Source organism: Hymenobacter elongatus, assembly GCF_004745955.1.
Taxonomy (GTDB): Bacteria; Bacteroidota; Bacteroidia; order Cytophagales; family Hymenobacteraceae; genus Hymenobacter; species Hymenobacter elongatus.
Genome location: NZ_SRLD01000018.1, coordinates 23523 through 42086 on the forward strand (window position 1 = coordinate 23523; position 18564 = coordinate 42086).

Here is an 18564-nt window from a genome sequence, read left to right on the forward strand (position 1 = left end):
CTTTACTCTTGTCTGCAATCAGCCGTCTGGCACCCCCTCTCCTCTTTCGGAGAGGGGCCCGGGGGGTGAGGCGTCCAAGTCGCGCCACCACGACCATGAAAGTAACCGAACACCTGTCCCGCGCCGACGGCAAAACGCTGTTTTCCTTCGAAGTGCTGCCGCCCCGCAAGGGCGAGAACATCCAGACGCTCTTCTCCAACATTGAGCCGCTGCTGGAATTCAAGCCGCCGTTTATCGACGTCACCTACCACCGCGAGGAGTACGTGTACCGTCAGCATCCCAACGGCCTGCTGGAGAAGAAGACCGTGCGCCGCCGCCCCGGCACCGTGGGCATCTGCGCGGCCATCAAAAACCGCTTCGACGTGGACACCGTGCCCCACCTGATCTGCGGGGGCTTCTCGAAGGAGGAAACCGAAAACGCCCTCATCGACCTCAACTTCCTGGGCATCGACAACGTGCTGGCCCTGCGCGGCGACCCCATCAAAAGTGAAGGCCACTTCAAGCCCGAGCCCGACGGCCACGCCTACGCCTGCGACCTGATCGGGCAGATGGCCAACCTCAACAAGGGCGAGTATCTGGATGAGGAGCAGGATGATACCTGGGCTACCAACTTCTGCATCGGCACGGCCGGCTACCCCGAAAAGCACTTTGAGGCGCCCAACTACGGCGCCGACCTGCGCTACCTCAAGCATAAGGTCGACCGCGGCGCCGAGTACATCGTGACCCAGATGTTCTTCGACAACGAGCAGTTTTTCAGCTTCGAAAAGCGCTGCCGCGACGCCGGTATCACCGTGCCCATCATCCCGGGCCTGAAGCCGCTGACTACCAAGGGCCAGCTGACCATGCTGCCCCGCTCCTTCTACCTCAACATTCCGGAAGCGCTGGCCGAAGCCGTGCACCAGGCGCCCAACAACGAGGCGGCCCGGCAGATTGGCATCGAGTGGTGCGTTAACCAGAGCAAGGAGCTGATGGCCCACGGCGTGCCCTGCCTGCACTACTACTCCATGGGCAAGTCGGAATCCATCCGGCGGGTGGCGGCGGAGCTGTTCTAAACGGCCGGAGTTTCGGCCGGGGCGGGCGGCAGCTGCTGCAGGAGCTGCTCGAAGCTTTCGGCCCGCGGGCCGGCATAGATAGGATGGTGAAACGCGTCCAGCTTTTGCAGCAGATATAAAAGCTGGGCCCGCTCGGCGGGCGTCAGGTCGCCGGCAATAAGCTGGGCCGCCTGGTCCATCGGCCCAAATACCCGCCCGAGCACCTCCATGCCCAGAGCGGTGACGGTCAGCTGCTTGCTGCGGCGGTCGGTGGCGTGGGCCTGCTCGGCCACCAGGCCCCGCGCCAGCAGGCGTTTGATGACCTCGGTGCCGGAGGCCTTTTCGTGCATGTTGCGGGCAATCAGCTCCGTTTTCGACAACGGCTGGTGGCCAAATACGGTAGCCAGGTAGGCAAAGTCGTCGGGCGTAAGCAGAGGCGTGCCGGCCAGACCCAGCCGGATGTAGGCCCGGGCGTAGCGGTTCATGAAGATAATCAGCCGCCCGATGTCCGCCTCCGGCGACATTGGCGGGGCCGCTGCTACTGCGGCTTCCTGCGCACTGGTCGGCAAACTGTTCGGGACGGGAGCCGTGCGCGCATGCAGCCACGCGGCAAAGCTGGCCAGGTCGGCGGGCGCACCGCGGGTGGGGCGCAGCCGGTCAAATTCCTCGACCTGCTCCAGTAGCTGCTTTAGGAAGGAATAATTCATGCGTAGCGAGGTAACCAGCGGGCTGGGGAAAGGTATGAAAAAATTCTATTTAGTTTTAAAACATATTAATCGTCTTTAAGTTTGTGTGATATAACACTAAAGACTGTTTTTGCCATGCGACTTTTCTACGCGCTTACTTTGCTGATGCTGAGCATTGGCAACCTCAGTTTTGGCCAGAATACGGGCGTGCTCAGCGGCACCATCCGCGACCGGGCCACCCAGCAGCAGCTGCCCGGCGTGACGGTGGCGCTGGAAGGCACCAGCCTGGGCACGGCCACCGACGAGCAGGGCCGGTTCCGGCTGGCAGACATCCCGACGGGCAGCTACAACGTGCGCGTCTCCTTCGTGGGCTACGAGCCGCTGCTGCGCGCTAATACAGTCATTACCAGCGGCAACGCCAACATCGTGAGTCTGCAGCTGGCCCCGGCGGCGCAGGCCCTGGGCGAGGTGACCGTGACGGCCAGCCGCGCCATTCGGGTGGCCACGGCCGAAACGCCGCTGAGCGTGCAGCGCCTCAACGTGGAGGAAATCAAAAGCAACCCCGGCGGCAACTTCGACATTTCGAAGGTGGTGCAGGTGCTGCCCGGCGTGGGCGGCGGCGGCACGGGCGGCACCGCCGGCTTCCGCAACGACATTATTATCCGGGGCGGCGCGCCCAACGAAAACGTGTATTACCTCGACGGCATTGAGGTGCCCGTCATCAACCACTTCCAGACCCAGGGCAGCGCCGGTGGGCCGGCCGGCATGCTCAACGTGAGCTTTATCGAGGACGTGACGCTGAGCACCTCGGCCTTTGAGGCCCGCTACGACAACACGCTGAGCAGCGTGCTGCAGTTCCGGCAGCGCGACGGCAACCCCGACCGGGTGCAGGGCAACGTGCGCCTGAGCGGCACCGAAGTGGCCGGGACGCTGGAAGGGCCGCTGGCCCAAAACACCACCTTTCTGGCTTCGGTGCGCCGCTCCTATCTGCAGGTGCTCTTCAAGCTGATTGACTTGCCCATCCGGCCCGACTATTGGGACTCGCAGTTCAAAATTACCACCAAGCTTGGGTCCAAAACCACGCTTACGGCGCTGGGTCTGGGCGCCCTCGACCACTTTGAAGTAGCCGTGCCCCGCAAATCGACGCCTGAAAACACGTACTCCATCCGCAACACGCCCACCATCGACCAGTGGAACTACACCGTGGGCGTGAGCCTGCGGCAGCTGCTGGAGCGCGGCTACCTGAACCTGGCCCTGAGCCGTACCCAGCTCAGCAACCAGGCCGATTTCTTCGAGGGCGGCACCGAGTTTGCGGGCGACGAAAGCCGGCGCGTGCTGCTCACCCGCTCCGGCGAAACCGAGAACAAGCTCCGCCTCGACGTGAACCGCAGCCTGGGCAAGTGGCAGTACGCCTACGGGGCCGTGGGCCAGCTTATCGAGTACGACAACCGCTACTTCAACCGCCTGCGCCAGGCCGTGCTGAACCCCGACGGCTCGGTGCAGCAGCCGGCCGTGAGCGTGCAGTTCCAGTCCGACCTGCAGTTTGCCCGCTTCGGAGCCTTTGCCCAGGTAACGCGCCCCTTCCTGACCGACGACCGCCTGACGCTCTCGGCCGGGCTGCGCGCCGATGGCAACTCCTTCACCGAGGGCGGGGCCAACCTGCTGCGCACCTTGTCGCCGCGGGTGTCGGCCTCCTACGCGCTGGCTTCGCGCTGGAACCTGAACGCCAGCATCGGGCGCTACTACAAGATTCCGCCCTCCACCCTGCTCGGCTTCCGCGACGCGGCCGGCCAGCTCGTGAACCGGCCCAACCGCTACATCGGCAGCACGCACTACGTGGCGGGGCTGGAGTTTCTGCCCAGCGCCAGCCGCCGCTTCACGGTGGAAGGCTTCTGGAAGCAGTACAACCACTACCCGGTGAACACGCGCGACGGGATTTCGCTGGCCAACCTGGGCGGCGACTTCGTGGCCCTCGGCAATGAGGCTGTCACCAGCACCGGCCGCGGCCGGGCCTTCGGGGGCGAGTTTTTCTTTCAGCAGAAGCTGACCCGCAACCTGTTTGCCGTGACGTCCTACACGCTGTTCCGGAGCGAGTTTACGGGCCGCGATGGGCGCTACAAGCCCTCGGCCTGGGATACGCGCCACCTGGCTTCGGTGCTGCTGGGGCGCAAGTTTGGGCGGGGCTGGGAGCTGGGCGTGAAGTACCGCCTGGGCGGGGGCTCCCCCTACACGCCCTTCGACGACGCGGCCTCGCAGCAGAACTATCTTACCATCGGACAGGGTGTGCTCGACTATAGCCGCCTGAACACCCAGCGCCTGCGCACCTTTCAGCAGCTGGACCTGCGTGTCGACCGGAAAATCAACCTGCGCCGCCTCACCTTCGACCTCTACGCAGACGTGCAGAACGTACTGGCTCTCAAGGCTCCCGCCGCCCCCAGCTACACCTTCCAGCGCACCCCCGACAACAGTGCCTTCGTCACCACCGATGGCCAGCCCCTGCGCCCCGACGGCTCCAACGCCGTGCCGTTCCTGCTCGATAACAACAGCACCCTGGTGCTGCCCACCATCGGCTTCATTGTTGAGTTTTAACCCTATTCCTGGCCTGGCCGACGGCATCGGCGGCTACCGCAGTGTCTGGTGCGGGGAAACGGAAGCGGCAGTGGGCGCGTAAATGCCAGCACCCTTCCCTCCCCTCACCTGCTCCGCCGTTGGCTGCTCTCGATGATTTATTTGCCCAGCTTCGCGTGGCTACGGCACCCGCCGAAATCGAAGCGCTCCAGAATGGCATCTGGCACCTTTGGCTGATAACCGGCAACGTACAGCTCGACAAGCAGCTGGAAACGGGCCTGCGCGCCCTGGCCGCCGCCGACTACACACAGGCCATCGGGATATTTACCCAACTGCTGGAAGAACGGCCCGATTTTGCCGAAGCCTGGAACAAGCGCGCCACGGCCTACTACCTGCGTGGCGAGTATCGGGCATCGCTCCTTGATATTGCCCAAACCCTGCAGCGCGAGCCCCGGCATTTCGGCGCGCTGTCGGGGTGGGCAACCATCCTGCATGTGCTGGGCGACTATCGGGGCGCGCTGCGGGTACTGAAACGGCTGGAGGTTTTGTGCCCGCATCTGCCCGGCTTGCGGGCCCGCCTCCACGACCTGCGCGACCAGTTGGAAGAAGAAAGCTGACGGACAGATGGTTGTGCGGTTATGGAATCTTTTGTAACTTTCCCGGACTTGCGTCTTTTGCAAAAAAAGCATGGCTGCAACTATATTTCACTGCTTCTAGTTGACGCACAGAATTTAAACCGGTTTTACCACTTCAGCTTACGTACGCAACTCTTTGTTTTCAATAGAACAATACCATCATACAGTATAACCCAATCCCCCCCGGTTATGTACTGCTGGTCATGTTGAAAACAGTTTCCCACCCGCTCTATGAAAAAAACTGTACTTGTTCTGCTGCTGGTCTTCGCATTGCCGGCATTAGGTTGGTCTCAGCGTCTCCGCAAAACTGAGTTTGAAAGCGGGATGATTGAAAAAGGCAACAAGGTTGGGGTATGGGAATACTACGCCTACACCCGCGACGGACGCCAGGTAACGCTCCAGAAGTATGACCACACGGCCAAAAAGCTGGTTTTTTTCCGTCCCATCGAGGATATTCAGTACAACGCGGAGCTGCAACCCGGCCAGTGGACTCGCAGCCGCGTCGATCAGCCACCTCTGTTCATTGGCGGCGACCCGGCCCTGGCCGCCTACACGACCAAGCTCAACTACCCCGTAATGGCCCAGGACCGCAAGCTACAGGGCAAAGTGCTGGTTTCCTTTGCCATCGATACGCTGGGCCAGGCTTCGGGCCACAAGGTGCTCATGAGTGTGGGCGGCGGCTGCGATGAGGAAGCCATGCGTGTATGCCGCAATATTCCGAACCAATGGGTGCCTGCCCGCAAAGATGGCCGTGCCGTGCCGGTAGTGTATGAGTTGCCCTTTACCTTCAGGCTGCAGCCCGCAACGCCGTAATCTGCTCCCGGGCGGCCACGCTACCGGGCGGCGCATAATCTTCGGCGCGCCGGTTACGTACACGGCACTATGATACGAACCAGTCTCTCTTACAGTGCTGCCTTGCTGCTGGGTGCCAGCATCCTGACGGCTTGCGACAGCACCCCGCGTGAGCGGCAGGAAGCCGTGCGCCAGGAAGCCCGCAACCTCGATTCGCTAGCCGACCGTGCCGCCGATAAGCTCCGTATTGCCGGTCGCCGGGCGGCCCGTTTCGACTCCGTTTCGCGGGCCCGAAACCGCGAACCACTCGACAAAACCACCTCGGGTACGTTTGCGCAGCAGCTGATGGGCACCTATGCCGACATCGAGACGCTCACACCCACGACCATCGAGCCGGCTTACGTGCAGCTCCTCCGCCAGACCCGCGCCCAGCGCCGCCAGTGGACCCAGCGCGACTGGGACTATGCCACCGGCATCTATAAGCGCCTCAACGAGCAGCTCCGATCCATTCGCCTGGACCTGAAAGGCCGCAACGAGCTTCGAATCCGGGCGTTGCAGGCCGAGTTTACGGCCCTCGAAACCAGCCGGGACGTGAAAGACCTGGGCCAAGCCATAGAAGAATAAACCAGTATTTTTTGCCCCCAAAAGCCCCGTGTACACGGGGCTTTTTTGCGTTTCCCCGCTTCGCCATGCGCTTCTTCTATTTCAGCCACCGACTCGCGCTGCTGCTGGTACTACTCGTGGGCATTCCGGAATCTGGCCGGGCGCAGGCCCTGATTGAAACCGCCGAGACCGTGCCGGCCGCCAACCAGTGGCTGCACCCCGGCGACCGGCTGCAGGTGCGGCTCAAAGGCAGGCCGGGCCAGCGCGTCACGTTTCTGAAGGGCCTACCAATGACGGAACTGGCTCCTGCCCTGGCGAAAGGCCAGCGCGGTATCTACCAGGGCACTTACGTAGTGCAACCCACCGATACGCTCCACAACCGCCCCGTGCATTTCCAGGTGCTGCGCCCCGACAGCACCGTAGCGGCTTCGGCCAACAGCCGCAGCAAAGTCCGGTTTCTGGACCAAAATATGCCCCAGCTGGCCGTCACGAAAGGAGCACTGGCGTACCTGAACTATGGCCTCGGCGAAGACCGCCTGGGCGGGGCCAAGCTGGGGTACCTCGACTCATTGGTCGTGCTGCAGGTGACGGGCATGATGGGCAGCCAGTACCGGGTGCGGCTGGCCGAAAACCAGCATGCCTGGGTGCCGCAGGAAGTGGTGCGGCTATTGCCGCCCGGCGGCTTCAGGCCCACGTCCCTCACCGGTTCCTGGAGCGTATCCGGCGATTCGCTCTACGACTACGTACAGGTGCCGCTGGAGGTGCGCCTGCCCTACCGCTCCCAGCTGCTGACCAACCCGACGCGCCTGGTAGTCGACATCTTCGGCGCTACCTCCAATACCAACTGGATAACCCAGCGCGACGGGCTACGGGAGCTGGGCGACGTACATTATGAGCAACCCCAGCCCGACGTATTTCGTCTGGTACTGCCGCTGCGCCACGCCCAGTCTTGGGGCTATGCTATTGAGTATCGTGGCACTACGCTTCGCATCCGGGTGAAGCGCCCCCCGGCCCGGCTGCGGCTGCGAGGCCTGACCATAGCCCTTGATGCCGGCCACGGCGGCGACAATATCGGGGCCACCTCGGCCAGCGGCAGCCAGGAGAAAGTACTTACGCTGGCCATCACCCAACGCTTGCGCCAGGTGCTGGAAAAAGCCGGCGCCCGGGTGCTCATGACCCGCGAAACTGATGTATCGGTGGAAAACGGCGCCCGGGTACTACGGATGCGCCAGCTCAATCCGGATCTGCTGCTCAGCATCCATGTCAACTCGTCGGGCAGCGCCACGGTGCAGGGCACCAGCACTTACTACCGCTACGTGGCGTTTCGGCCGCTGGCGTTGGCTATCTACAAGGAGGTGCGCAAAACCGGGCTTAAGGGCTTCGGCAATGTAGGCAGCTTCAACTTCAATCTGAACGGACCAACGGAATACCCGAATGCACTGATTGAAACCGCTTTTGTGTCAAATATCGAAGACGAAAAGCGCCTCGTGAGCCCGGCATTTCAGCAGCAGCTGGCCGAGCGCATCAAAGACGGCCTGGAGGAATTCCTGAAAGCGGCCCGGGCCGCGGGGCCGCGCGGCTGGCTGTTGCAGGAGCCGGAAGCGAACTAAAGATGGCGGGCTATAGCAGTTTAGCAAGAAATACTAATCCGACGGCAACATCTGTCGTTAAAGCCGCTAACTTCCCTATGTTAAGCTGGTTCTCGCCCTACTTCAGCAGCGAGGTCGCCGCTGGCTCACTTTTCCGCTCTTTTTTTCACCTTCCCTAAACCCCCAAAACTACCCATGGCAACAGATTCTTTCCTGGACCGCAGCCGCACCATTGCCGGGCCGGGCTACAACCGCTGGTTGGTGCCCCCGGCCGCGCTGGCTATTCACCTGGCTATCGGGCAGGCGTATGCCTTCAGCGTATTCAAAAAGCCCATGGGGGCCCTCATCAGCGGCAACGTAGACAAGCCCGACGCGCTGGACTGGACCCCGGGGCAGTTGGCGGTTATCTTCTCCATTGCCATCGTGCTGCTGGGTCTTTCGGCGGCCGTTTTTGGGAAGTGGCTGGAGCGTGTAGGCCCGCGCAAGGCCATGCTGGCCTCAGCCCTCTGCTTCGGCGGTGGTTTTCTGATTGCCTCACTAGGAGTGCATCTGCACCAAATCTGGCTGGTCTACTTCGGCTACGGCTTCGTGGGCGGCTGCGGGCTGGGCATCGGCTATATCTCGCCGGTAAGCACGCTCATCAAGTGGTTTCCGGACCGGCCGGGCGTGGCGACGGGCATGGCCATCATGGGCTTTGGCGGCGGCGCTATGATTGGCTCGCCGCTGGCGGTGGCCCTCATGGCACAGTTTAAGGATATGGCCCCAATGGGAGTTGCGCCTACCTTCATTGCCATGGGCATCATTTACCTGGTCTTCATGATGTTCGGGGTTTTCAGCATCCGGGTGCCCGCCGATGGCTGGAAACCCGCGGGCTTCGTGCCCAGCACCCAGGCTAATGCGCTTATTACGACCGCCAACGTGGATGCTGATAACGCCATTAAGACGCCGCAATTCTGGCTGCTGTGGGTAGTGCTTTGCATGAACGTGACGGCCGGTATCGGCGTGCTCGAATCGGCTTCCCCGCTTATTCAGGAGTCCTTTTCGGATACTGCTATGGGCGTGGGCCGGGGCGTAACGGCGGCGGCGGCGGCGGGCTTCGTGGGCTTGCTCAGCTTGTTCAACCTGCTGGGCCGCTTCTTCTGGTCGTCGGCCTCCGATAAGCTCGGCCGCAAGCCTACCTACATGATTTACTTCGGCTTGGGCATTGCGCTCTATGCCTTAGTGCCCACCCTGGCGGCCAGTGCCTCACTCACCTTGTTTGTGATAGTCTGCTGCGTAATTATGAGCATGTACGGCGGTGGGTTTGCTACCATTCCGGCCTATCTGCGCGACATGTTCGGCACGATGCAGGTGGGCGCTATCCACGGCCGCCTGCTCACGGCCTGGTCGACGGCGGGTATCCTGGGCCCGTTGCTGGTCAACTACCTGCGCGACAGCCAGAAGGCTAAAAACCTGACGGGCGCAGCGGCGTACGAAACCGTATTCTATACCATGGCCGGTATACTGGTGGTCGGCTTCATTGCCAACCTGCTGGTGTCGGCCGTTAGTGCGCGCTACCACGTGCAGGAAGCGGCGGCGACTAAAGTAGCCGCTTAGACTTCTCCCGTTTTCGTCATTCGCCGCTATTTCATTTCTCTCATGGAAACCAGAACCACCCCCAACGTACCCGTCGATACCGCTCCTTCCTCCGGCTTGCAGACCGCTCTAGCCTGGCTCTACGTCGGAGTGCCCCTACTGTGGGGCGTATCCCAGACCTTCATCAAGGCGCTGGCTTTGTTCAACTAAGCAACGGGCAACAGCTTTACAGCTACCGCTTTTCGTACAAACAAAAGAGCATTCGGCACGCCGCCAAATGCTCTTTTGTTTGTTATTTACCACCTGCTTCTTAGCCCCAGACTATGCCTTCTCAGCCGCCCGAGGACCGTATCGTACACCTCGACTCCTTCGCGGACCCCATCAGCGCGCACCTAGCCAAAAGCCGCCTCGAAGCCGAGCAGATTCCCTGCTTTCTGACCAACGAAAATCTGGTGTCGCTCAACCGCCTCTACGGGCCGGCCACCGGGGGCGTACGGCTGCACGTGCGCCAGCAGGATGTAACGGCCGCCATAGAGATTCTGCGCTACGAAACCGTGCCCATGACGGCCACCTTCACCGCCGACGACGACGTGCCCGCCACCGACGAGGTGCGGTGCCCCAAGTGCGACTCCACGGATGTAGCCTTCGGGCCTGCCACCCGCAATACCTACAATTTTCCCATGCTGGTATTGTCGATGATTCTAGGGTATCCGCTGCGGGGCAAGCGCTACCACTGCTTTCATTGCCAGCACGAGTTCAAGCGCCTGAAAGCCTGAGCGCCAGCCTTACCCACGGAAGCGCACCACGGGAAAAGCGTCGCCGGCTTTGAACTCGCTCTGGTCGGCGGGCAGACGCAAAAAACCGTCGCACTGCAGCAGCGAAGCCAGGTCGCCGGAGCCGCCAATGGTTTGGGGGTGCGCCAGCAGATGCCCATACGCAGAAGCCTCCAGACGGACAGGCAGGAAATACGTCATGGGCGGCAAAAACGAGATATTCTTGGCGAGCAGCGCCGTAACCTCGGGCCAGAGCGCGTGGGGCTGCTGGCACGTACGCAACCAGGGCAGCACGTATTGGTAGAAGTTGACGAAGGTAGAAACCGGATTACCGGGCAGCGCGAAGACCACCGCGCCGCCCGCTTTTTCGCCAAACCAAAAAGGTTTGCCGGGTCGCTGCCGCACTTCATGAAAAATCTGAGTCACCCCCAGCTCCCGCAGCATAGCCGGCAGAAAGTCGGCCTGGCCTTTCGAAACGCCCCCGCTCAGCACCAGCGCGTCGAAGGCAGCCAGCAGCGGCGGCAGCCCCTGGCGCAACGCGGCCTGGTCGTCGTTGAAGTGAAAGGCCTCACTTTCGGCCCCGGCTTCGCGCAGCGCAGCCTGCACCATGTAGGCATTGGAGCGCCGGATCTGGTGGGGCAGTGGCGTTTGGGTCAGCGCCACCAGCTCGTCGCCGGTGCTGACCACGGCCACCCGCAGTGGTCGGCCCACACGGAGCACAGCGGCCCCGATGGTAGCGGCCACGGCAATTTCGGCGGGCCCCAGCCGTACGCCGGCGGGCAGCAGCAAGTCGCCCTGCTGACGGTCGGTGGCCTGGTGGTGCACATTGTGGCCGGCGGCGGGCGGCGGCACCAGCACGGTGGCTACGCGCTGGCCACTGGCCTCATGAAACTCCAGATCTTCGTAGCGCACCACCGTATCGGTGCCCGGCGGCAGAACAGCCCCAGTCATTATTTCAACGGCAGCCTGCGGATCAGCCAAGGCCTGGGGCAGCATGCCGGCCAGCTGGGTGGCAGCAATCGGGAAGGCAACCTGCTTCGATTCTATACTATTGAAATTCAATGCAATACCATCCATTGCCACCCGGTTGAAGGGCGGAAAGTCACGGTCGGCGGAGAGCGGCTCGTGCAGCACCCGACCCACGGCATCGAGCAGGGGCACTGTTTCGGTGGGTATGGGGCGGGCAGTGGCCAGCACCTGGCGCGTGGCCTCGTCGACAGAAATCATCTTGGGGAGAAAAAGCGTTACAAGAAAGCGCCAGCCGGTTTCGGGCCATATTTGACGTCCCTTACTCCAACTCAAGCCGAGTATACGCGGTTTGTTACAACTTTCACCCCGGTTGCGGCCGGGCTTGCTTCACTTCTTCGCTCCTATGTCTGATTCTTCCCGCTCACTCACCCACCTCAATGCCGCCGGCCAGCCCACAATGGTGGACGTAGGCACCAAAACCGCCACCCGCCGCGTGGCCCGGGCCCGCAGCCGCGTGCTGCTGGGTTCCGAAATCATTCGGCTCGTGCAGGCCGGCGAATTGCCTACCCGCAAGGGCCCGGTGTTTCAGACGGCTATTCTGGCCGGTATTATGGCCGCCAAAAAAACCTCCGACCTGATTCCCCTCTGCCACCCGCTAGGGCTGGATGACTGCCAGATTCAAATCGACGTAGTAGGCCCCGATACCATCCACATCATCTGCACGGCCACCCTGACGGGCAAAACCGGCGTGGAAATGGAGGCTCTCACCGGGGCGTCGGTAGCGGCCCTCACAGTGTATGATATGTGCAAGGCGCTGTCGCACGACATCGTGATTCAGGAAACCCGCCTGCTGGACAAAACCGGCGGCAAAAGCGACTTTCATCATGTCGACTAACCCAAGCTCCGCTATTCTCCGCACCAAGCACGCGGCCCTGGTGCGCCCCGTTAGCGGCGAGTTTGGCCGCCACGAGCTGGCCATTCTGGGGGCGCCCTGTGGCAGCATAAAGGAGCTGGTGACGCGCCTGCTGCCCCACCTGGCTCCTTCGCTGAGCGTGGGCTACGTGGATGCTGACCACGCCGCCGGCGACGAGGCCGCCGAAGGTGGCGCGGGCGGGGCTAGTGCGGTGCTGCAAGCCGGGGCCACTGCCGAGCTGACCGACAAGATTCAGTTTTGGCGGCTGGACCAGCGCCGCGAGCTGGATGGCTTTGCCCAGAAAGAACTGTTGGCCCACCAAAGCCTGGTGCTGGTCAATGGCAACCATTTCCGCGCCCAGCAGCAAATTATCATCCTGGACCCGGCCAAACCCCTGAACCGCAAGCTCGACCGGCTCACCGACGTGCAGCTGATTTTGCTGCCCGAAGGCGTTCGGGAGCTACCGGAGTATCTGGTGGCTCACTTCGCGGAAAAAGGGCAGATTCCGACGATGCTGCTGGCCGACACCGAAGGCGTGGCGGCTTTTGTGGTGCAGTGGTGGCAATGCCGCCAGCCCCGCCTGCGCGGCCTGGTGCTGGCCGGTGGCCGGAGCCAACGCATGCAAACCGACAAAGGCCAGCTGCGCTATCATGGCCTAGAGCAGCGCGAGCACGCGGCGCAGCTACTGGCCGCCGTGTGCACCGACGTGCATGTATCCTGCCGGCCCGACCAGGTGGCCGAGCTACCCGCCGGCCTGCTGCCGCTCTCCGACCGATTTTTGGAGCTGGGTCCGCTGGGCGGCATTCTATCGGCTCTCCAGCTCGACCCCAACGCGGCCTGGCTGGTAGTGGCCTGCGACCTGCCCTTTCTGTCGGAAGCTACGCTTCAGCATTTGGTACACAACCGCAACAGCGCGAAAGTCGCCACGGCCTTCCAAAGTCCCCAAAATGAGTTTCCCGAGCCGCTGATTACGATTTGGGAGCCGCGCAGCTACGGCACGCTGCTGCGCTTTCTGGGCTTGGGCTACTCCTGCCCGCGCAAAGCGCTGATTAACTCCGATATCGAGCTGCTGGCTGCCCCTGACCCGACGGAACTGCGCAATGTAAATACGCCCGAAGAAGCCGCCGTGGCCCGGCAGGAGTTGGGTCTGGGACAATAAAAAAGAGCGTCATGCTGAGCGACGCCGAAGCATCTCGCGTGCTGACGCCTGATGACTAATCCAACGTCAGGACGCGAGGTTCCTCGGCAATCTCGGAACGACGTGCTTTTGTATTCTCTTGAACACCCTTCTACGGGTGAGCCGCTACCCACACGGAGCCGTCTTCGTATTCCTCTTTTTTCCAAATCGGTACCACCTCTTTGATAGTATCGATAATGTACTGGCAGGCGGCAAAGGAGTCGGCGCGGTGGGGCGTGGATACGGCTACGACCACGGCTACGTCGCCGATTTCCAGGCGGCCTTTGCGGTGCGTTACGGCTATTTGGCGCAGCATGGGCCATTTTTCCTGCGCCTGCTCGGCCACGCGGCGCATCTGCTTGAGGGCCATGGAATCGTAGGCCTCGTAGTCGAGGCGCACCACGCGGCGGCCGGTGCTCTGGTTGCGTACGGTGCCGATAAAGGTATTGACGGCCCCGGCCCCATCATCCTGCACCGACGCCAGCACGGCGGCCACGTCGATGGGTTGGTCAGTAAGTTCTATCTGCATCGTGGGAAGTGATAATCGGTAATGAGCCGTTTCGCCAGCCCAGCCAGCAAGTGCTCCTTACTACTTCTTAAGTACTGGACTTGTTCTTGAATTAGGAACCGATACTAAAATTCGACTGTCATGCTGAGCAAAGTCGAAGCATCTCTACCGCAATGCTAATTACCACTGCGGTAGAGATGCTTCGACTTTGCTCAGCATGACGCTCTTTTTTCGTTTTGCTTTATTCAGCAACAAGTCTACTACCTGAGCCTATCCGCCACTAACGGGCGGAATCAGGGCTACTTCGTCCCGCTCCTGAAGCTGGTAGTCGTCGGTGGCATAGTCGCTGTTCACGGCCACGGCGAAGCTCGTCAGCTCCCGGAGCGCGGGGTAGTGGGCACGCAGCTGGTCAATCAGGCCCGCTACCGACTGCTGGTCGGGGGTATCGAGGTCGAGCACCGAGCTGCCGACTATTTCTTTGGCAATGCCAAAAAGCGCTATTTTCAGTTTCATTTGCTGTTGTGTCTGCAGAAGCAGTATACGGGCTGCGGCGGGAACAGAAAAGCCGATTGGCGGTTTTTTGTTCTGAATCTCTTTTGGCCGTGTTTGCGTTGAGGCAATAGTTGTTTTTCTAGCTGGTTTATGTCCGTTGCTCCCACTGTCTTATTCGATACCCACGGCCGGCCGTTGGAATACCTGCGCTTGGCCGTTACGGACCGCTGCAATCTGCGCTGCTTCTACTGCATGCCCGAGGAAGGCATCCAGTATCTGCCCAAGCAGGAGCTGCTGACGTACGAGGAAATGGAGCGCGTCGTGAGCATTCTGGCTGGTATGGGCGTGCGCAAAGTGCGCCTCACCGGCGGCGAGCCATTCGTGCGCCGCGACTTAGTACCCTTCATCAGCCGGTTGAGCCAGATTCCGGGCATCGACGACATCAGCCTCACTACCAACGGCGTGCTGACGGCCCCGCACATTCCAGAGCTGGCCCGCCTGGGCATCCGCACCGTCAATCTGAGCCTCGATACGCTCGACCGCGCCCGGTTTGCCCGCATTACCCGCCGCGACGAGCTGCCCCGCGTGCTCGACACGTTTTACGCCTTACTGGCGGCTGGCATCAAGGTGAAGATCAATGCCGTGGTAATGGACGGGCAGAACATCGAAGACCTTGTGCCCCTGGCCGAGCTAACCCGGGAGTTGCCGGTTGAGGTGCGCTTTATTGAGGAAATGCCTTTCAATGGCGGGAGCCACGGCGCTATCCAGATTCCCTGGAGCCACCTGCGCATTCGGGAGCACCTTGAGCAGCACCTGGGCCTGCTGACGCCACTGCCTTCCCGGCCCGGCGACACGGCGTCGCACTACACGGCGGTGGGCCACCAGGGCCAGCTGGGCATCATAGCGGCCTACTCACGCACGTTTTGTGGCACCTGCAACCGCTTGCGCCTCACGGCCGAAGGAGGCCTCAAAACCTGCCTCTACGACCAGGGCGTGCTCGATGTACGGGCTCTGCTGCGCGGCGGCTCCGCCGACGCGGAAGTAGCAGTGGCGTTGGCGGCAGCCTTCCGCCACCGCGCTGCCAACGGATTCGAGGCCGAGCGGCAGCGCCCCGTACATCAGCTCAGCTTCGAGTCGATGAGCACGATTGGGGGTTAAGAAAGGCAGATTTCAGGGTGGCCTGGTTAGTTGCGCCCAAGGCTCGTATGCACATCAACGGCCGTCCGACGACCATTTTGATAAGCAGGACACCACGGTGGGGTGTTGCGTACTGCGGCTTCCAGCGCCCGGCGGGCCGAGGAGTCCAATGCAAGTTGATTGCCAACGGCTTGTAGTGTAGCAAACCCCAGGGCGTCGATTCTAAGGTCTAACGCTAACACCGAGCCGCGCTTTAGCTGTTGCCGTAGCGGCGCGGTGGTCAGCACGCTTTCTACATAGTTGACGAAACCAAACGTATCGTAGGCGACAAATTGTGGAGCACGGTTGGCGAGTAGCGTACTAGGAGCCGGAGCCGGCGCAGTGGGACTTATCGGCAACTCATCGGCCATGCGGCTGGCCGCGCTGCTATAGGCTTTCTGTTGGCTCAAGAATAAAGTGGTCGATTCGCTTTTCACAAAAAGCGGCACGTTCAGACTGTCACGCACGGCAAATACCACGGTCGGAAAATTGCCCGCCCACTGATAGCAAACTATATCGGCATACAGAAACCGGGGCGCGGACGGCTTTTCCAGCAGCTGCCGCAGCGTGTCCGGCTCCGTGATGACGCGGTAGCCCTGGGCTTGTAATTTCTGTCTTAGCGGAGCCAGCACGGGGCCAAAGTCCTTGGTAGCGTTTATCAGCAGTGGCCCGGCCGGATTTGACACGCTTATATAAATTAGTACTTGTTGGGCTTTGGCTTTGGCCGCCAGCAACGTAAAAGCACAAAGCAGCAGCCAACCGGCACAATGAGAAATCAACAGGGACCGGTGCATGGCGTACATATAGTGTTTGCATGTATGGAGCTAAACACTCATCAAGGTAAATAGAATATCAGTGCGGCTGGCGCTGTTTCCACGCGCACTACCCCTACCGTAGCTCACGCTGCTCAGTGTGACCGTCTGATGATTTTCAGAACCTACCTGGCATCTTAGAGCTTGGAGTCAGCTGTTACTAAGCGTTGTTTTCTACTATATTGGTCCTTCAGTATACCTCTTCCCACCATGAATATTCCTCTACGCTTACGAGGCCAGTTTGCTGTGTTGCTTGTGCTCCTGCTCGCTCTGGTTTCGTGCTCGCGCAAGGAAGATATCAGCCCGAAAAATGGTACTGTTATAGGCAGCATCAGCCCGGCAGGTGCGGCCACCGGCCTCACGCTTACTGCCACCGATGGCAAAGTATACACGGCCACGCCCGACGCTCTTACCGGAAGCTTTACGGTAGCCCAACTGCCCCTAGGCAACTATTCAATAACCACAACCCCCGCTGTGGGCTACACTATTCCGGCACCGGTTTCCGTAGCCGTGTCCGCCACTTCTACCACTGTGGCCCCCATCAAGCTGAGCCGTGATGGTATTATCCGGGGCAGTATGACATGGACTGTTGGCGGCACAACGTTTACCGCGTCCCGGTTTTATGGGGAGTTAAGCAACACCATTGTCTCTATCGTTGGAGCCACCCAACTCAACGGAGCCTGGCACGAAGTAGCACTAGTTATTCCGATGAAGGATCAGGCAGGCAACCTTGTTTTCAAAGGCGTGGGCACCTACATTCTGGGAACCGGGGAATACCCGTTTGGCAAGTACGTGGACAATACCAACAGTGGAAATGCTACCTACTCAACCTGGCTTGCCAACAAGCCCGTCGGCACCGTTGTCGTAACGAGCTACAACGATGTGAACCGCACTATTGGCGGCACCTTTGAATTCGAGGCAGCAGCTAATCTAAATACGACGGGCAGCGTCACAGTTAGTAAGGGAAGCTTCAACTTCCAGTTTTAAGCAAGCCGTAGTGAAATAGCCCGTTTTTGCGGGCGGCTACTTTCACTTTCCCAAGCCCACCCAACCGCGCCGCATGGCGTAGTACACGGCTGTGCCTATCACCAAGCCTACCAAGTAGCCGTAGGGCAGGCCGCTGCATAGCACGCCCACCAGCAGAGCCACCGTCAGGTCAGCTTTGGAAGTGGCTAAGTCGCGCAGCAGGGTGGCCAGCGTGAGGGCTTCGAACAGCAGCAGCACCCCCAGAATCGGCAAGGGGAAAATCTGCACAACCTCGGCGAAGCCCTGGCTGAAAAACAAGCCCAGCACCAGAAACAGGCATCCGTAGAGCACCACCGAGCCGCCGGTGCGCGCCCCAAACGCGTAGTGCCCCACCATGCCGCCCGAACCGTGGCACACCGGAAAACCACCGAAAAACGGCGCTACTACATTCATCAGGGCATACGTGAGGCTGATCTGGCGCACCGTCACCTGCCGTTCGGGGTAGTGGTCGTGAATAACCTGGCGGGTAGCCAGAATAGAGTTGCCGAGCGACAACGGAATCTGGGGCAGGGCCAGCAGAATGGCCCCGGTGATAATATCGGCGCGCTGCGGCACATGCCAGGCAGGCAAGTGCAGGCCAATGGCCCGCTGGGCCGTAGCGAGGTCGAGTTTGAACACCAGCGCGTAGAGCACGCCCAGCGCAATAACCACCAGCGCGGCCGGCCAGCGGCGGTTGCCCAGCAGCAGCACCGTCACGACGAAAGCGGCGGCGGCCAGCGCGTAGCCGGCGGTACCGTCGGCGGGCACATATTCTTTCAGCGCCAGCGTGGCCAGCTGCAGGGCCAGCCCAAACTGAATACCGCGCACCACGGGCTTCGGAATCAGCCGGGCCAGGGCATCGATGAGGCCCGTAACCGAGAGCAGCAGCATGCTCACGCCAATAGCCAGGCCCCCGCCAAAAATGATACGGCCAGGAATTTTCTGGGCGATAACCAGCGCGGCAAAGGCTTTCAGGGGCTGCACCGGCATGGGCATGCCATACCACAGGCCCGAAAACATCTGTAGCAGTCCAAACACGATGAGCAGCCCGGCACTATCGACGCCAGAGGCGGCAATGACGCCAATGAGCAGCGGCAAATCGGTGCCCAAATCGCCAAAGGCCCCGGCCAGCTCGTTACGATCGAAGCGAATACGGCGGACGGGCGCGGGAGCAGTGAGCGGCACAGGAATTCGTAGTAGAAGCGAAGAAAACCGGAAGAGCAAAGCGTGGCAAACGGCAACAAGCCACTTACCCCTCGC

Annotated in this window: 19 protein-coding genes; 13 read left to right on the forward strand and 6 right to left on the reverse strand. The window is 61.2% G+C overall.

The window, feature by feature from the left end; genetic code table 11:
- Positions 1-95 precede the first annotated feature (95 nt).
- Positions 96-1052 (forward strand): methylenetetrahydrofolate reductase [NAD(P)H], encoded by a 957-nt coding sequence (gene metF / locus E5J99_RS10560; RefSeq protein WP_135497697.1) that lies wholly within the window; start codon positions 96-98, stop codon positions 1050-1052.
- Here metF and E5J99_RS10565 read toward each other — a convergent pair.
- Positions 1049-1738, reverse strand: coding sequence for a MarR family winged helix-turn-helix transcriptional regulator (locus tag E5J99_RS10565; RefSeq protein ID WP_135497698.1), 690 nt, complete (start codon positions 1736-1738; stop codon positions 1049-1051). The genes metF and E5J99_RS10565 overlap by 4 nt on opposite strands.
- Positions 1739-1852: 114 nt before the next feature.
- Between E5J99_RS10565 and E5J99_RS10570 the strand changes: the two genes are divergently transcribed.
- The 8 genes from E5J99_RS10570 to E5J99_RS10600 all read left to right on the forward strand — a co-directional run bounded on the left by E5J99_RS10570 (position 1853) and on the right by E5J99_RS10600 (position 10255).
- The gene (locus E5J99_RS10570; protein WP_135497699.1) at positions 1853-4306 is read left to right on the forward strand and encodes a TonB-dependent receptor; all 2454 of its coding nucleotides are present in this window, start codon (positions 1853-1855) and stop codon (positions 4304-4306) included.
- Positions 4307-4425: 119 nt separating this feature from the next.
- On the forward strand, positions 4426-4902 hold the full coding sequence (locus E5J99_RS10575) for a tetratricopeptide repeat protein (protein WP_135497700.1): 477 nt from the start codon (positions 4426-4428) through the stop codon (positions 4900-4902).
- 249 nt (positions 4903-5151) lie between these two features.
- Entirely contained in the window at positions 5152-5733 is a 582-nt protein-coding gene (locus E5J99_RS10580) for an energy transducer TonB (RefSeq protein ID WP_135497701.1), read from the forward strand.
- A 69-nt stretch (positions 5734-5802) separates the two neighbouring features.
- Positions 5803-6336: a hypothetical protein gene (locus E5J99_RS10585; protein ID WP_135497702.1), complete on the forward strand. Its 534-nt coding sequence runs from the start codon at positions 5803-5805 to the stop codon at positions 6334-6336.
- 65 nt (positions 6337-6401) lie between these two features.
- Positions 6402-7925: an N-acetylmuramoyl-L-alanine amidase gene (locus E5J99_RS10590; protein WP_135497703.1), complete on the forward strand. Its 1524-nt coding sequence runs from the start codon at positions 6402-6404 to the stop codon at positions 7923-7925.
- 174 nt (positions 7926-8099) lie between these two features.
- The gene (locus tag E5J99_RS10595) at positions 8100-9500 is read left to right on the forward strand and encodes an L-lactate MFS transporter (protein WP_167852073.1); all 1401 of its coding nucleotides are present in this window, start codon (positions 8100-8102) and stop codon (positions 9498-9500) included.
- Positions 9501-9542: 42 nt separating this feature from the next.
- The gene (locus E5J99_RS21265; RefSeq protein WP_167852072.1) at positions 9543-9689 is read left to right on the forward strand and encodes an MFS transporter small subunit; all 147 of its coding nucleotides are present in this window, start codon (positions 9543-9545) and stop codon (positions 9687-9689) included.
- A gap of 113 nt (positions 9690-9802) precedes the next feature.
- Positions 9803-10255 (forward strand): putative signal transducing protein, encoded by a 453-nt coding sequence (locus tag E5J99_RS10600; protein WP_135497704.1) that lies wholly within the window; start codon positions 9803-9805, stop codon positions 10253-10255.
- Positions 10256-10264: 9 nt separating this feature from the next.
- Here the strand turns inward: E5J99_RS10600 and E5J99_RS10605 are convergent, their stop codons facing one another.
- Positions 10265-11479, reverse strand: coding sequence for a molybdopterin molybdotransferase MoeA (locus tag E5J99_RS10605; RefSeq protein ID WP_135497705.1), 1215 nt, complete (start codon positions 11477-11479; stop codon positions 10265-10267).
- 145 nt (positions 11480-11624) lie between these two features.
- On the opposite strand from E5J99_RS10605, the gene moaC reads away from it, so the two are divergent.
- Both moaC and E5J99_RS21860 read left to right on the forward strand, forming a co-directional pair.
- The gene (gene moaC, locus E5J99_RS10610; RefSeq protein WP_135497706.1) at positions 11625-12116 is read left to right on the forward strand and encodes a cyclic pyranopterin monophosphate synthase MoaC; all 492 of its coding nucleotides are present in this window, start codon (positions 11625-11627) and stop codon (positions 12114-12116) included.
- Positions 12106-13293 carry an NTP transferase domain-containing protein gene (locus E5J99_RS21860; RefSeq protein WP_245318877.1) on the forward strand — a complete coding sequence of 396 codons (1188 nt, stop codon included), beginning with the start codon at positions 12106-12108 and terminating at the stop codon, positions 13291-13293. Before moaC ends, E5J99_RS21860 begins: the two co-directional genes overlap by 11 nt.
- 130 nt (positions 13294-13423) lie before the next feature.
- Here E5J99_RS21860 and E5J99_RS10620 read toward each other — a convergent pair whose 3' ends face one another.
- Together E5J99_RS10620 and E5J99_RS10625 are read right to left on the reverse strand one after the other, a co-directional pair.
- Positions 13424-13840, reverse strand: coding sequence for a molybdenum cofactor biosynthesis protein MoaE (locus E5J99_RS10620; RefSeq protein ID WP_135497707.1), 417 nt, complete (start codon positions 13838-13840; stop codon positions 13424-13426).
- Positions 13841-14089: 249 nt separating this feature from the next.
- On the reverse strand, positions 14090-14332 hold the full coding sequence (locus E5J99_RS10625) for a MoaD/ThiS family protein (protein ID WP_135497708.1): 243 nt from the start codon (positions 14330-14332) through the stop codon (positions 14090-14092).
- A 129-nt stretch (positions 14333-14461) separates the two neighbouring features.
- On the opposite strand from E5J99_RS10625, the gene moaA reads away from it, so the two are divergent.
- Positions 14462-15469 (forward strand): GTP 3',8-cyclase MoaA, encoded by a 1008-nt coding sequence (gene moaA, locus E5J99_RS10630; RefSeq protein WP_135497709.1) that lies wholly within the window; start codon positions 14462-14464, stop codon positions 15467-15469.
- 26 nt (positions 15470-15495) lie between these two features.
- On the opposite strand, the gene E5J99_RS10635 is transcribed toward moaA, so the two are convergent.
- The gene (locus tag E5J99_RS10635; RefSeq protein WP_135497710.1) at positions 15496-16173 is read right to left on the reverse strand and encodes a hypothetical protein; all 678 of its coding nucleotides are present in this window, start codon (positions 16171-16173) and stop codon (positions 15496-15498) included.
- A gap of 336 nt (positions 16174-16509) precedes the next feature.
- Here E5J99_RS10635 and E5J99_RS10640 point away from each other — a divergent pair, with 336 nt between their 5' ends.
- Entirely contained in the window at positions 16510-17286 is a 777-nt protein-coding gene (locus E5J99_RS10640) for a DUF6252 family protein (RefSeq protein WP_210114435.1), read from the forward strand.
- 42 nt (positions 17287-17328) lie between these two features.
- Here E5J99_RS10640 and E5J99_RS10645 read toward each other — a convergent pair whose 3' ends face one another.
- Positions 17329-18489, reverse strand: coding sequence for a putative sulfate/molybdate transporter (locus E5J99_RS10645; RefSeq protein WP_245318879.1), 1161 nt, complete (start codon positions 18487-18489; stop codon positions 17329-17331).
- Positions 18490-18564 lie beyond the last annotated feature (75 nt).